The sequence below is a fragment of the Flavobacterium sp. CSZ genome (assembly GCF_015350725.1).
Taxonomy (GTDB): domain Bacteria; phylum Bacteroidota; class Bacteroidia; order Flavobacteriales; family Flavobacteriaceae; genus Flavobacterium.
The window spans coordinates 236,795-251,226 of sequence record NZ_JADKPQ010000003.1 but is presented as its reverse complement, the minus strand read 5'-3'; the positions used below and the strand labels follow the sequence as shown (position 1 = coordinate 251,226).

Below are 14,432 nucleotides of genomic sequence, written 5' to 3'. Positions count from 1 at the left end.
TACATATACGATTTAACACTTCAAATTATTATTGTATTTTCGTAAAAAAAAGAAAAGATGTCACAGAAAAGTATTTTTCTAGAAACACATAATATCAGCAACAGAGCCTCAGGTTTAGGCACTTTTAATTATGAATTGATTAAAGGATTAGATCAATTGTCATTTGATAATGTAGAGATTCATCTCAATTCCGGAAAGCCCAATTTACTAAAAGATGAGTTTGGTGATAAGTTTAAATATCACAAGTACAGATCATTTCATAGATATAAGCCATTTAGACCTCTGGATAAATTTGATTTATGGCATTCTGTAAATCAAAATTCTAAACTAGAACCAAGAATAGATACTAAATATCTTCTTACAATACATGATGTAAATTTTGTGGAGGAAATATCTGCAGATATGAGCCATAAGCGCAATCGATTATTTCTGGAAAAATTGAATAAAGCCACAGCTATAACTTACATATCTGAATTTGCAAAAAAACAAACCCATCAATACTTTAAAGTTCCCGATGTTCCGGAACATATTATATATAACGGAAATCCAATTTCTACTTTATTAGACACAACTAATTTTGTCAGCAGTGTACCAGTTGACAAACCGTTTTTTTATACCATTGGCGATTTTATCGAACGAAAGAATTACGCTTCAATTGTTAATATGATGAAGTTAATAAAAAATTTCAATTTGATCATATCAGGAAACAATAATAAAAAATATGGCGCCGTGATTAGAAAACTCATTGATGATAATGGCTTACAAAATCAAGTTTTTTTAACAGGAAAAGTTAGCGATCAGGCCAAGCAATATTTCATGAAAAACTGTACTGCTTTCCTTTTTCCTTCCATAAGAGAAGGTTTTGGCCTGCCTCCAATTGAAGCTATGAGTTTTGGCAAACCTGTATTTTTATCAGACAAAACCTCATTACCTGAAATTGGTGGAGATATAGCGTCTTATTGGACAAATTTTGATCCGGAGTATATGAAAAATACACTTATTGACGAATTAGAGCATTTTGATAAAAATAAGACAGAAATAGCATCTTTGCTTAAAAAAAGAGCTGCAAGTTTCGATTGGAAAATTGCAGCTAGAGAATATTTAAACGTTTATAATGAAATCCTGAAATAAACTATTTTTTTAATAAATGTTTAAACCATTGTCCAAAGCTTTTTTTCCAAATATAGAAAGGTGAAGGCACTAATTTTTCTCCATTAAAATTTTTAATAATTTCTTCCATAGTAGTGCCGCTTACAAATTCTAAGCGGTTCCATTTTTCTGGTTCAATATAAAAGAAACCACGCATTTCTTTATAATTACTTTTATTAACTAATTTCCATTTCTGCATGAAAGAATCTACATTTACTTCATCATTATGGCCCCAGTTTTTAAATTTATATTCTATTTCTTCGGCTGTTCTGGATAAAGTTTCATGCCATAACACATTTGGCGTATATATAATTCTACGACGCGTATTTCGGGCAACTTTATAATCAGGATAATTAGTCGCCATAAGCCCTCTGGTGGCTTTATCTACATACAATAGACCTCCATCAGTATACTTAAACATATTAATTAAGAAAGCAGCAACCTGTATTCTGTTTTTTTCCGGATTATCTAAAAAGTGATCATGCTTTTTTAAATCTTTTACAAACTTTTTAAAATCTAAAAAATATTCATCACTATCTACCTGTATAAGCCAATTACCGATTCCCATTTTTAAAGACAGCATGTGACGTTCCCTGTTATCGTTTTCGATAGCTGAAAGTTCAGGCACATAAAAATTGTCTCGATAAATTGTGATCTTATTTTGAGTATCAAATAGTTTTATCCACTCGAAAAACTGATCATCAACCTCAAAAATTTCACCTGACCAGGTTCTAAATTTTTCATCAACTGCTAAAAAGATAGCATCGGCATCATTATATACAAGAGGAATTGATATTTTTAGTTTTTCGTAATCATAAGAAAATAAAAAGCCAACATGGATTTTTTTCATTTATTTAAATTTGTTAGGGCAAAGATAAAAACATTCCGAAATTATCTATAAAATTACAGCTGATTCTTTAAGATAATTTTAACTTAAATATTATCTTTGCCATGTTGAAACAAAAACCATGCAAAATCATGCAAATTCCTGAAATTTCTGTTATAATTCCTGTTTTTAACGCTGCTACCTTTTTGCACGAAAGCATTGAAAGTATCCTAAATCAAACATTCTCAGACTTTGAACTTATAATATTAAACGATAAATCTACAGATGAAAGCTTAGAGATAATTAAAAAAATTCACTCTAAAGATAATCGAATAATTATTATTGATAAGGAACAGAATGTAGGCCCGGCATACCTTAGGAATGAAGGAATTAACGCTGCAAAAGGTAAATTTATTGCATTAATGGATGCTGATGATATTGCAATACCAACACGTTTTGAAAAGCAGCTAGCAGTATTAAAAAATAATCCTGAAATTGGAGTTTGTGGTACAGGTTTTACTTTTTTTGGATCGAAAAAAAATAAAACAATAAAACACAGTATCCATCATGATGCTATAAAAGTATCTTTTTTACACAGTTGTAACATTGGTAACCCAACTGTAATGTTTAAAAAAGAGGTTTTAGGCGATCTAAAATTCGATAATGATTTTGTTCCTGCTGAAGATTATGATTTATGGAGCCGATTATTAGCTAAAACCAATTTCTATAACATCCCTGAATCTCTTCTAAATTACAGACAACACGATAACAATATAAGTAAAACAAAAATTGATAATGTGAACCGATCTGTAAAAAGAGTAAAAATAAATCAGTTAGCTTCTCTTGAAGTAAATCCTGCGGATCCAAAAATTGATTTTTACCTAAATGCAGTTTCATTACAAAAAAGACTTTCTCCTCAGGAGATTATCGAAACTATTAATGCCTCAAAATTTCTGGTTTCGCAGAATGAAAAGCTAAAATATTTCAATCAGGACTTGCTGGAAAAACATATCAATAAGGTTCTGGTGCGCACTATTCGTAATGCTGGCTCTTTTAATATTACATTTTATAAGCATGTAAGTAAAAACGAAAAGGCTATATTCCAGAGAATAAGCCCTTTCGATCGAATGATTTTATATTTTAAATCTTTATTTGGGCGATAAAGATTTTAAAATCCTGATTTTATATATTTCAATAAATATTTGAATTTTAAAGATAAATTAGCTTTATATAAAAATTCATTGATCGCTTTTCGTGGTTCCTCTATATTTTGAAATTCTTTATTTTTACGCAATTTTAAAGCCTCAAACGCAGAAGCTTTTAATAACGAAGCCATCACTTTCTCGATGTTTTTTGTTCTGGCCTGCGGAATATTATCATAGATCTCTTTTATATTGAGGTAGGAAGAATAACGCTGGAAAAAAGTAGATTTTAAAGAAAAAACGCCTCCCGGATGCACTCTGTAAACCGCTGCCTGAAAATTCATAAAAGCACCTTTTCCGTGGCAAAGCGCCAGTGCATAAAGCGTATTATCTTTACCGTATTTAAACTTTTTATAATCTAAAGGATCAACAGCCTTCTTTTTAAAAACGCTGGTCAGGGTCAGGGTACAATAGGGCTGAAAAATGGTATCAAAATCAATTGTGTACACTGATGGTAAAGTATCTTTGAAATCATTAGGCACTAATTCAGTTCCTTTTTTGCTAAAATAATCTGTCCATGTAATGACATATTCTTTATTATTTTCTAAAAAGTCAACTTGTTTCTGTAATTTCAATGCATCGATCCAATAATCATCGCCTTCGCATAAGGCAATATATTTTCCCTGTGCCATAGGAAAAGTAAGATCACTCCAAAAATTAACTTTTTTAGAATACTGATTTTCCTTTTGTAAAATGGGTTTAATAATGAGTGGATATTTTTCTGCAAATTCCTTTACAATAGCAGCTGTATTATCTGTAGAAGCATCATCATGTACAATTATTTCAATAGGAAATGTTGTTTCCTGCTTTAAAAAACCTTCTAAAGTTTCCCGAATAAATCCTTCATGATTAAAGGTATCACATAAAATGCTGACAAATGGTTTTTCATTATTTATCCAACTTGAAATAATGGTATTTTGATCTCTCATATTAGATTGTTTTTGTTTATTTTTTTTTTGAAATATCACGAAGCGATACTTTTATTATATATTGGAATCATTTTCTCCCTAAATGCTTTTACACCAAATCTTGAAATTGCATTTTTAAATATTGATTCGTGATTAAACTGAAGTTCTTTATTCAATATTTTTAGAATATTTTCGGCAATAGCCTTAAAATGTTTTACGGGTACAATAATACCATTTTCTTTAGTAATAAATTCATTAACACTCCGGATTGTGTTGTAATTACTGGAACACCTGTAAACAAAGCTTCTAAAAGGAGAGACTCCAAAGGTTTCAAAAAGACTTGTAAAAACAAAAACATCTGACTTTTGCAAGGCTAAAACAATTTCTTCTTTTGAAGCTTTTTCTATTATTTCGATTTGTATGTTTTTAAACTGAAAACTTAGAATCAAATTTCTTACTTCTTCTATACAATTGTTTTCCCCAGGCATTGATGCCAATCCATGTAAATTTTATCTTTTGGTAATTTAAGTTGTCGATGATCTTCAACGCTTTTAAAGTTTTAATCTGGTTCTTTATTGGCGCATACGCTCCTCTGGTTATAATTTCGAAATATTCACTTTTCGTTCTATTATAATTATTAAATAGTTTTTTATCTACCGTATTTCCAACAGTAATAAAATCACCAAAAAAATAATTCGTTGCAAACTGCCTCACCACATCAGTACTTAGCACTAAATTAAATTTAGATTTTTTTTAAACGGCATCAAGCTTTTTAATCTTTTGCTTACCAATATTCCTTAATGTAAACTAATTATGCTCTGTTAGCAAATAAGGTGTTTTATATTCTTCGTGATAACTCAAAGCCCAAAATACTGCATCGAAAACACTTTGCGCATGAAGTAAATCAATTTCAATTTTATCTTTTTTAAAATATTGATGCAAAACTCTGAAAGCTTTTTTTTCGATTAATTTTAAAAAGTAATTATTCTTAAAAATCTTAAACGATGGATAATATAAGTAGAGGATTGTAACCTTTTCTTCATAAATATTTTTCTCTATCTTAAAAATTTTCTTAAAATTTTTAAACTTAAATTTAACCGGCCGAAAATTTATCAGGATAAAATTAAATTCATCACTTAATATTAAAGCCTGTTCCATAAAGAAACTTCCTAATCTTAGCTTATAATCAAGCCAAGAGCAAATCATTAAAACGTTTTTCTTAGTACTCATTCTTATTTAATTTAAACGCTAATTCAAACTTTATATGAGAATTTTACTATAGAAATAAGTTTTAAAACTCAAGCTTTTTAGCCGGAACCCCAAAAACGGTAGTGTTTTCTTTTACGTTTCTAATTACAAGACTTGCGGCACCTACGGTTGCCCCTTTTCGAACTATTAGGTGAGGCAATACCGTCGCACGGGTATTAAGAGTTGATTCTTCTTCAAGCACAACAAAACCACCTGTAAAAGAATAGGAACTTAAATGTGCCCATTTATGAATTTTAGTATCATGACCTAAACCAACATACCCTTGTATAGTTACAAAATCTTCAATGATGCAGTCATTACTAATATTGGCATACATAAAAACCAGCAAACCATTACCAACAACAACGTTCGTATTTAGTTTGGTCGAAGGATGAATAAGATTAATAAACGAACCTCCTTTTGATAAAATTAACTCTGCATAATGTTTTTTCCATTTTACAGTTCCTAACGCGCAGACAAAAACGTCATTCTCTTCAATTTTATAATTTTCTACAGAAGAAATAATAGAAGGGTAATTTTCGAAACCATCAAGAGCATCTGCCTTATCATCTAAGAAACCTTTAATAACATATTCGATATTAAAACCGGAACATTGTGTGGCAAGATCATAAACCTCACGACCAAATCCTCTTGCTCCTATTATTATTAGATTCTTCATTATTCTATTATTAAATTACATGCACCCCATGAATATCCCACACCAAAACCTGCTAATATAACATTTTTACTATCGGCTAATTTAGCTTGTTGCTGAGCTTCATACAAAGCGATTGGAATGGTTGATGAAACCGTATTACCACAATGTTCCATGGCAATAAAAAATTTCTCTTCAGGGATTTTTATTTTTTTTCTTAAATGATTCAACATGTATTTATTAGCCTGATGAAAAATAAACAGGTCGATATCGTCTTTTGTTAAGCTGGATTTTTCTAAAATCGCTTCGGTAAGCTTTGGAACAAATTCACCTGTAAAATTGAAAATCTCGGTTCCGTTCATGAATAAATTTTTATCATTTCTTACGTTACCAAATTCATCTTCGATATCTTCATTTTCATCCAAAACAGGAAAACGCATACCGCCTTGTTTTACAATAAGGTTCTCTGCTCCTTTTCCGTCTGTACCAAAAATAAAATTGCCAATAGAACAAAATCCTTTTTCGCTAGTTAATAAGGTAGCTGCAGCGGCATCACCAAAAATAGTTTTGTTGCTTTTGTCTTTTGGATGAATAAATTTGGAATACGTTTCTGAAGTAATTAGTAAAACATTTTTAGCCATTTCACCTGCAATCAGGCCTTTTGCCAAGCTTAAACCATAAACAAATCCGGAACATCCTAAATTAAAATCTAAGGCCCCTATTGATGTGTTTAATCCTAACTTATCCTGAATAATACATGCGGTCGTGGGTAAAAAATAGTCAGGGCTCTGCGTACAAAACAACAAATAATCAATAGTTGATTTATCTATATTATGTTCCGTAAATAATTTCTCTGCCGCTTTCACCGCCATATCCGATGAAAATTCATCAGTGGCACTTATATGTCGCGAATTGATTCCTGTTTTAGAACTAATTTTTTCGATATCCCATTCAGGAAATTCCTGATTTATCAAATCATTAGATAAAACAGCTTCGGGTAAATAATACGAAATGGCTTTTATATTCGCTTTCATTGTCAGGATTATATCGTTGATGTTCTTCCTCCGTCTAAAACTATATTTTGCCCCGTTATCCAGTTGCTTGCCTCAGACAATAAAAATACAATAGGATTGGCCACCTGAACCGGATCTCCGTATCCTAACGGGTATTTTTTTTCATCTTGCTGAATCACTTCTAAAGATAAATCTTCAATCGATTTTGATGTTATTTCGGTTTTAACCATTCCTGGTGAAACACAATTTACACGCGTTTTACTGGCAGCAAATTCAGCAGCCCAGACTTTAGAAATGGCAATTAACGCGCCTTTGCTTGCAGCGTAAATCCCGTTTCCTTTCATACCGAACAAACCGGCTATAGAGGAAACCAGCACAATCGAACTTCCTTTATTTATTTTTTTCTTTTTAAATATTAAATTAATCAGATAAGCAATCGAATCAAAATTGATGCTTCTCATTTCATTCATCAATTCTTCTGAATAAAATTTTACGGGCGCCAACGACACTATTCCTGCTGAATGAACAACACCGTCAATATTTTCGATTGAATCAACAATAGTTTTAATATCCTCTATTTTGGATAAATCAGCAGCTATGAAGCTATTTTCGCTTCCGCATTCTTGGATTAGTTTTTCGAGAAAATCCTGCCGTCTTGCAATGGCAATAAAAGTGCCTCCTTGTCTGGCGATGGCTAAACAGGTTTCATATCCTATACCTGAAGATGCTCCGGTTACTACTATTTTTTTTCCTGATAAATCAAATGGGCTCATTATATCTCTTTTAATTCTTTTTTAGCATTAAAATATTCGTAAAACTTTAGAATTCTAAATTCTTCATCACCAAATATTGGCGAGCTGTCTTTAAAATTCACGAGATTCGTCTGAATATTTTCTACTATCTTTTTATCTTCATTTAAAACCAAATCCAAAGATTCGTTGGTACTATTATTAATAAAATCAATAATATTTTGCTCGGATTCGCTTAATTCTTTATCAAATTTTGGAGAGAAATAACGCACTCTTAAATTTGTTTTCCAAGGAGATTCCGGCAGCATAAAACCAAAGTAAAAACCTTTACCTTCTACAGAACTTATAAAAGCATTGGGATACAAATAAAAATGCAAATACCCTTGTGTTTTAAAAGTTCGGCCTGCCAGTGATTTTTCGATAATTTTATTTTGTTTGGCGCTTTCTCCTTTAGGAAATTCACACCAACTGTGCGCATTAAAAAAATCAAATTTTTCCGGGGCCATAGAACCAAATCCCATTTTTGCAAATGAGTTTTCGTGTACGGATGTACAATGATAACATTCCAGTACATTTTCGACCAGAAGTTTCCAGTTTACTTTATGTTCAATAGTATAATCGATTGTTTTTGATCCAAAGTGTGTGCTGATTTCTTGTAACGGAACAAATATATTGCCTAGATATTCTTCCAGACTTTTATCAAATTCGTTGTTTAATTTTATAAAAACAAAATCACCACAATAACCCACTTCATATTCTTTAAGCCGTAATTCGTTTATATTGTCTTTCTCGAATGAGTTGCGACACATTAAGCCTATAACATTGCCTTTTTTTCCGTACGTCCAGTTATGATACAAACATGATGAAACCCTGTTTCCATAAGGTTCTTCATGTATTGTATTGAATCTGTGCAAACAAACATTCTGAAAAGACTTTATTGTACCGTTATAATTTTGAACAAATATTTTATTGCCAAAATATTCAAACGTTACAAAATCATTATTGTTTACTAGTTCATTTTTATGGGCAACAAGTATCCAGGATTCCTCCAGAAACAAAGATTTTTCTTTTTGATAAACTGCTTGGTCTATGTAGTTTAAGTTTTTTGTCATATTTCTATCAAATCTGAAATCATAACATTATCCAGCCTTATTTTGGCTGTTCCCCAGGATAATCCAACTCCAAAACCGCAAATGATAAGATCTTTGTTGTCATTTGTCAAACTCTCTTTTAACTCAGTTACGATAGTAAGAGGAATTGTTGTAGAAGAGGTATTTCCAAATCCTTTTAATGAATAAGGAACTTTTTCTACCGGTAATTTTAATTTTTTAACAATCATTTTATTCATCATCAGATTCGCCTGATGAAATACAAAATGGTCAATGGCTTCCTTATCGATTTCAAATTTTTCGATAAGTTTATTTACTGTTTTAGGAGCCTGTGAAATTCCAAAACCAAAAACATCCATTCCGTCAAGAACCAAATTGCAGGAATTACGACTAATTCCTTCTTCGATATTTACTACTTTAAGGGAATCTTCATTTATTCTGTTTCTTGATCCTCCATCCGGTATAATAATCGCTTTATAACCGGAACCGTCTGTACCTAAATCAAAAAGCAAATTATCGGCTTTTTCATCAAGCTCGAATGCTGTTGCACTACCTCCGTCACCAAAAAGCGGGATTGTACTTTTATCTGACTTAGAAAGTAATTTACTGCTTGTATCTCCAGCCAAAAGCAATCCTTTTTTGATACCGGTTGCTTTCATCATACTGGCTATTATCGATATTCCGTAAACATAACCGGAGCATCCTAGTGGCACATCAAAAGCAATACAATTTGTAGACAAACCTAATCTGTCCTGAAGTATTGAGGCAGAAACAGGTAAAATATAATCGGCAGTTTGCGAAACAAAAACCAAAATTTCTATTTCTTCTTTTTGCCAGTTTAAGTCTTTGATTAATTTTTCAGCAGCTTCACAACATAAATCCGAAGTACAAATTTCCTTGGTTACTATGCGTCGTTCTTCAACTCCGGTGGCATCAATGAATTTTTGAATTTCTTCTTGTGTCAATATATCTAAATCAATGTTGCGTTCCGTATTTTTGGGAACGCAACAAGATATACCTTTTATTGCAATGTTATTTACTGAAAAAGTAGCCATTTGATTATGCTTTATTTTTAATTATTTCGAAGATATCATTTAATGAAGTCGAAGATTTAATATCATCTCCCGTTAATTTTACAGCGTATTCTTCGTCAGCCATAGCAATTAATGACAAGGCTGTTAAGGAATCCCATTCTTCCAAATCTCTAAAAACAGTTTCTTGTTTAATTAATGCCGCATCTGTGTCATCTAAAATATCTGCAAAATTTCGCAAAAAAGTGTTGATTTCCATAGTATTCTTAAATTTGTTTTGAGTTTATTATTCTTATTACTTGTATAAAAAAAGTCTCTTAAATTCTTGTCATTCAAACAACTCAGCTGTTTGTAGTTTTTCTTATATTGTTATAATAATGACTTATGCCAAAAATTCAGGTTTCTTTTGCTATTTTTACCCCACAAATATAACAATAGTTTACCCTTAAAGATAAATTAAAAACCACTAATCAAAAATTTAATGATTCCTGTAACCAAAACTTTTTTACCTCCACAAGAAGAATATAACCTTTTTGTAAAACGTGCATGGGATAAAGCTTGGCTTACAAACCGGGGTGAACTGACTATAGAATTAGAAGATAAACTCAAAAAACATCTTGACGTTTCTAATTTAATCATTACTAATAACGGTACAATACCCATTCAAATTGCATTAAAGTTATTTGGAAAGGGAGGCGAAATAATCACAACTCCTTTTTCTTATGTAGCCACTTCTGCAGCAATTGTATGGGAAAACTGTACACCTGTTTTTGTCGACATAAATCCTGATTATTTATCCATCGACGAAACTAAAATCGAAGCCGCAATTACGCCCAAAACTACAGCAATACTGGCAACACATGTTTTTGGAAACCCGTGTCATGTAATCGAAATTGAGAAAATCGCCAAAAAACACAATTTAAAGGTCATTTACGATGCTGCTCATTCTTTTGGGGTTAAGTATAATAACCAGTCTATGTTTAATTTTGGAGATGTAAGCACTTGTAGTTTTCACGCAACAAAATTATTTCATACAGGAGAAGGTGGCGCAATATTCTGCGATGATAAAGAAACGTTTTATCAGTTGTATTACAGCCATAATTTCGGACATGATGGACCTTTAGCATTTCATGGTTTAGGAATAAATGCTAAAATCTCTGAGCTGCAGTCAGCAATGGGCTTAGCGGTATTCCCGTATATGGATCATATTATTGCCGAAAGAAAAAAAGTAGTCAATTTTTACAATGAAAATTTAAATTTTGAGACCGTAAAATCTTTAAAAATAAGAGAAAACACAGAATGGAATTACAGTTATTATCCTGTGATTTTTAGTTCAGAAGATGTTTTATTGAAAGTTCAGACTGCGCTGGCAGATGAAAATATAATTCCCCGACGTTATTTCTATCCGTCTTTAAACACAATAGAATATACAAAAGGAGATACAATGCCTATTTCTGAATCGATCGCATCACGAATTTTATGCCTGCCTTTGTATGTAGGAATCGCTGCAGCTGATTTAGAAAAAATAGTTCAAATTATAAATAAACAAATCTTATAACAAAGTTGTTTTGTTATCATTAAAAATATTTTAGGTTATGAGTCAGGATATCAACACTGAAGTTCACAATGCTTACGAAGTTATAAAAGAAGGTGGCATTATTCTTTACCCAACCGATACAGTCTGGGGAATTGGCTGCGACGCAACTAATCCGGAAGCTGTTGCCAAAATTTACAAATTAAAACAGCGTGCTGAAACCCAAAGCATGATTGTTTTGATGAATGGCGAAAAAATGATGTACAATGTATTCAAAAACATTCCTGAAGTTGCTTGGCAGATTTGGGATTTATCTGAAAAACCTACTACATTAATTTTAGATGAACCCAGAAATGTAGCCGCAAATATTATTGCCGCAGATAAATCATTAGGAGTTCGTTTAGTGAAAGAGCCTTTTTGCTTTAAATTATTAGAAAGAATGAAAAAGCCTCTGGTTTCAACTTCGGCAAATATTTCAGGACAGCCTACTCCTATCGCATTCAAGGATATTAATCCTGAAATCATCAAAGGAGTAGACTATGTAGTAAAACTAAACCACGATAAACTAGCCGGAAAACCATCAACAATCATCAAACTAACAAATGATTCGCAGGTGAAAGTTATTCGTAAGTAATTTAGTTTTTAGTTTTTTTTGTTTCAGGTTTCAAGTTTCAGCTTCACAATTGGAATTTAAAACCTTTGTCCCTTTGCCACTCTGAACCTTTGAACCTCTACAAAGCTTTCAAACTCTCAATCAGCCAATCGATATCTTCTTTGGTATTATAATGACTAAATGAAATTCGGAGATTTGGTAATTTTAAATCCGTCTCCGAAAGCATTTCTTTTAAAACGTGTGAAGGTTTTATACTTCCGGACTGGCATGCACTTCCTCTTGAAACTGCAATTCCTTTCATATCCAAACTAAACAAAAGCATTGACGTTTTATCTGCAGAAAAAGGCAATATGATATTGATAATATTATAAAAGTCATCTCTTTTTCCGTTGATTCTAAAGCCCGGAAAATGAATCTCCAGTTGATCAATCAGGTACATTTTCAACCCGGATATATATATTCTTTCATGCTCTAAATTCTCATACGAAAGTGATAAGGCTTTTGCCATACCCGCAATTTGATGCACGGCTTCTGTTCCTGCGCGAAGACCTTTTTCTTGTTCTCCGCCAAAAATAAGAGGCTGTAATCCAGAGTTTTTTCGAACAAAAGCAAAACCAATTCCTTTTGGCCCATGAAATTTATGTGCACTTGCAATAATAAAATCGACTGGCGTTTTTTGTAAATCAATCTGGGTTTTACCAACAGACTGCACAGTATCTGAATGAAATAAAGTATTGTATTGTTTACAGATTAGCCCAACTCTGTCTAAGTCGAGAATGGTTCCTGTTTCGTTATTTACATGCATTAAACTCACAATAGTCTTTTTATCTTCTGCCAATAAATTAGACAAATGAGTAAGATCTATACTTCCGTCAGGGTTTATTTTTACGTAATCAACCTGTAGATTATATTCCGCTTCTAACACTAAAACAGTATGCAAAACGGCATGATGCTCAATTTTTGCAGTAATGATACGCTCAATTTTAAGATCTTCTACGGCTGAACGAAGAATCCAGTTATCAGCTTCAGTTCCTCCTGAAGTAAAAATAATTTCTTGTGCAGAACAGTTTAAATGTTTGGCAATACTTTTTCTGGAGAGCTCCAAAATAGTCTTTCCGTTTCTTCCAAAACTATGTGTAGAAGATGGATTACCAAAATCTTCTGTCATTACTTTAGTCATTTCCTGAATAACTTCAGGACGCATAGCGGTTGTAGAGGCGTTATCGAGGTATACTTTTTTCATTACTGCAAAGTTATGAAATATCAATTGTCTAATCTTAAATATCATTTGCCAAATTTTTCACTATTTTTGACGTCAAATAAAATTACGATGAAAAAATATGCAAGCCTTCTATTGTTCGCCCTACTACTAAACGGTTGCGATGATGGTGATTTAACAGTAGATACTATTGATTTTAGCAACGAGAGTATTAAAGCTCAAACCTGTGATCCATTAACTAATAATCTAATATATAAACTTAAAACTCAGGAATCTTTATTACTGCAATTACCTGACAATAAAATTATAAATGATCCGTCTGTTTACTCTTATGACATTGATAATAGTTTATATCGTGTGGTATACAGAGCATATGACGGTACTGTTGCCACTGCCAATATATGTGGCACAATACCTCCAAAAACACCTAATATTACAGAAGAATGGCTTGGAACAGCCGGAAAAATAGAGATTACTACCACTCAGAATACAGACTTAACCGCAACTGATGGAAGCACCAAAATTATAGGCTACAATCATACTATTGTTTTTAGAAACATCACCTTTGCTAAACCTGCCGGAGATCAGGTTGAAGCTGAATACGTATTTGGAAATTTCGCAACTTCGTATACTTCACCAAATACAACTTTTACCAATCCTGTACAGCAATGTACAAATTCTTCAAAACAGGTTTACAATTTCAATGCATCATCTGCATTAACGATTGACAATATCGATCCTGCATTGATCGTTAATGAAAAAACTACAACACCAAGAACAGGTCTTATCAATGCTAATGGTACAACAAACAAAGTTTTATTACGTACTTATATAAACGGTACGCTAACGCAAGGTTACTTTTGTAACACAACAATACCATCAAGTCCTTCGGTAAGCGAAACATGGATTGCCCAGGATGGGCTTGCTGGAGAAAGTGGAATTATAGAAGTAACGACAACAAATGTCAATAAAGTTTTCACTCATACTATTGTTCTTAAAAGTGTAATATTACAAAAAGATCACAGTACTTTTAAGTTGCCTACAAATTATACTTTAGGAAATTTAGAAGTTGTCGTACCATAAATTTAAACCCTGTTTTAAGCTTTTAAACACACCACTTAATTCCTACAAAAAAAACATCCGTTTTTCATTCTAATTTTGTATTGAAATTAGAAT

The 14,432-nt window shown here is 32.1% G+C and carries 17 protein-coding genes; 5 read left to right on the top strand and 12 right to left on the bottom strand.

Annotated elements, in window-relative coordinates:
• The first annotated feature begins 57 nt into the window (after positions 1-57).
• On the top strand, positions 58-1,131 hold the full coding sequence (locus IRZ78_RS05130; RefSeq protein ID WP_194615496.1) for a glycosyltransferase family 1 protein: 1,074 nt from the start codon (positions 58-60) through the stop codon (positions 1,129-1,131).
• A gap of 1 nt (position 1,132) precedes the next feature.
• Here the strand turns inward: IRZ78_RS05130 and IRZ78_RS05125 are convergent, their stop codons facing one another.
• On the bottom strand, positions 1,133-1,999 hold the full coding sequence (locus IRZ78_RS05125; protein ID WP_194615495.1) for a hypothetical protein: 867 nt from the start codon (positions 1,997-1,999) through the stop codon (positions 1,133-1,135).
• Positions 2,000-2,100: 101 nt separating this feature from the next.
• Between IRZ78_RS05125 and IRZ78_RS05120 the strand changes: the two genes are divergently transcribed.
• Positions 2,101-3,138, top strand: a complete 1,038-nt coding sequence (locus IRZ78_RS05120) for a glycosyltransferase family A protein (protein ID WP_194615494.1) — start codon at positions 2,101-2,103, stop codon at positions 3,136-3,138.
• Between the two features lie 5 nt (positions 3,139-3,143).
• On the opposite strand, the gene IRZ78_RS05115 is transcribed toward IRZ78_RS05120, so the two are convergent.
• The 10 genes from IRZ78_RS05115 to IRZ78_RS05070 form a co-directional block, all read right to left on the bottom strand.
• Positions 3,144-4,106 carry a glycosyltransferase gene (locus IRZ78_RS05115; protein WP_194615493.1) on the bottom strand — a complete coding sequence of 321 codons (963 nt, stop codon included), beginning with the start codon at positions 4,104-4,106 and terminating at the stop codon, positions 3,144-3,146.
• Between the two features lie 35 nt (positions 4,107-4,141).
• Positions 4,142-4,573 carry a glycosyltransferase gene (locus tag IRZ78_RS05110; RefSeq protein ID WP_228520380.1) on the bottom strand — a complete coding sequence of 144 codons (432 nt, stop codon included), beginning with the start codon at positions 4,571-4,573 and terminating at the stop codon, positions 4,142-4,144.
• The gene (locus IRZ78_RS05105; protein ID WP_194615491.1) at positions 4,512-4,817 is read right to left on the bottom strand and encodes a hypothetical protein; all 306 of its coding nucleotides are present in this window, start codon (positions 4,815-4,817) and stop codon (positions 4,512-4,514) included. The genes IRZ78_RS05110 and IRZ78_RS05105 overlap by 62 nt, the downstream gene beginning before the upstream one ends.
• Positions 4,818-4,892: 75 nt before the next feature.
• The gene (locus IRZ78_RS05100; protein WP_194615490.1) at positions 4,893-5,315 is read right to left on the bottom strand and encodes a hypothetical protein; all 423 of its coding nucleotides are present in this window, start codon (positions 5,313-5,315) and stop codon (positions 4,893-4,895) included.
• A gap of 61 nt (positions 5,316-5,376) precedes the next feature.
• On the bottom strand, positions 5,377-6,012 hold the full coding sequence (locus IRZ78_RS05095; protein WP_194615489.1) for an acetyltransferase: 636 nt from the start codon (positions 6,010-6,012) through the stop codon (positions 5,377-5,379).
• Positions 6,012-7,022 (bottom strand): ketoacyl-ACP synthase III, encoded by a 1,011-nt coding sequence (locus tag IRZ78_RS05090; protein ID WP_194615488.1) that lies wholly within the window; start codon positions 7,020-7,022, stop codon positions 6,012-6,014. The genes IRZ78_RS05095 and IRZ78_RS05090 overlap by 1 nt, the downstream gene beginning before the upstream one ends.
• A gap of 8 nt (positions 7,023-7,030) precedes the next feature.
• Positions 7,031-7,774: an SDR family oxidoreductase gene (locus IRZ78_RS05085; RefSeq protein ID WP_194615487.1), complete on the bottom strand. Its 744-nt coding sequence runs from the start codon at positions 7,772-7,774 to the stop codon at positions 7,031-7,033.
• A complete protein-coding gene (locus IRZ78_RS05080) occupies positions 7,774-8,862 on the bottom strand; it encodes an SRPBCC family protein (RefSeq protein WP_194615486.1) in 1,089 nt (362 codons plus the stop codon). Before IRZ78_RS05080 ends, IRZ78_RS05085 begins: the two co-directional genes overlap by 1 nt.
• A complete protein-coding gene (locus IRZ78_RS05075; protein ID WP_194615485.1) occupies positions 8,859-9,914 on the bottom strand; it encodes a ketoacyl-ACP synthase III in 1,056 nt (351 codons plus the stop codon). Before IRZ78_RS05075 ends, IRZ78_RS05080 begins: the two co-directional genes overlap by 4 nt.
• Before the next feature lie 4 nt (positions 9,915-9,918).
• Positions 9,919-10,149, bottom strand: a complete 231-nt coding sequence (locus IRZ78_RS05070) for a phosphopantetheine-binding protein (RefSeq protein ID WP_078008137.1) — start codon at positions 10,147-10,149, stop codon at positions 9,919-9,921.
• Positions 10,150-10,371: 222 nt separating this feature from the next.
• Here IRZ78_RS05070 and IRZ78_RS05065 point away from each other — a divergent pair, with 222 nt between their 5' ends.
• Together IRZ78_RS05065 and IRZ78_RS05060 are read left to right on the top strand one after the other, a co-directional pair.
• Positions 10,372-11,448, top strand: coding sequence for a DegT/DnrJ/EryC1/StrS family aminotransferase (locus IRZ78_RS05065; RefSeq protein WP_194615484.1), 1,077 nt, complete (start codon positions 10,372-10,374; stop codon positions 11,446-11,448).
• Positions 11,449-11,485: 37 nt separating this feature from the next.
• Complete coding sequence (locus tag IRZ78_RS05060) at positions 11,486-12,058, top strand: L-threonylcarbamoyladenylate synthase (protein ID WP_194615483.1); 573 nt, start codon at positions 11,486-11,488, stop codon at positions 12,056-12,058.
• A gap of 97 nt (positions 12,059-12,155) precedes the next feature.
• On the opposite strand, the gene IRZ78_RS05055 is transcribed toward IRZ78_RS05060, so the two are convergent.
• Positions 12,156-13,280: a cysteine desulfurase family protein gene (locus tag IRZ78_RS05055; protein WP_194615482.1), complete on the bottom strand. Its 1,125-nt coding sequence runs from the start codon at positions 13,278-13,280 to the stop codon at positions 12,156-12,158.
• A gap of 87 nt (positions 13,281-13,367) precedes the next feature.
• On the opposite strand from IRZ78_RS05055, the gene IRZ78_RS05050 reads away from it, so the two are divergent.
• Positions 13,368-14,339: a hypothetical protein gene (locus IRZ78_RS05050; protein ID WP_194615481.1), complete on the top strand. Its 972-nt coding sequence runs from the start codon at positions 13,368-13,370 to the stop codon at positions 14,337-14,339.
• The last annotated feature ends 93 nt before the right edge of the window (positions 14,340-14,432 follow it).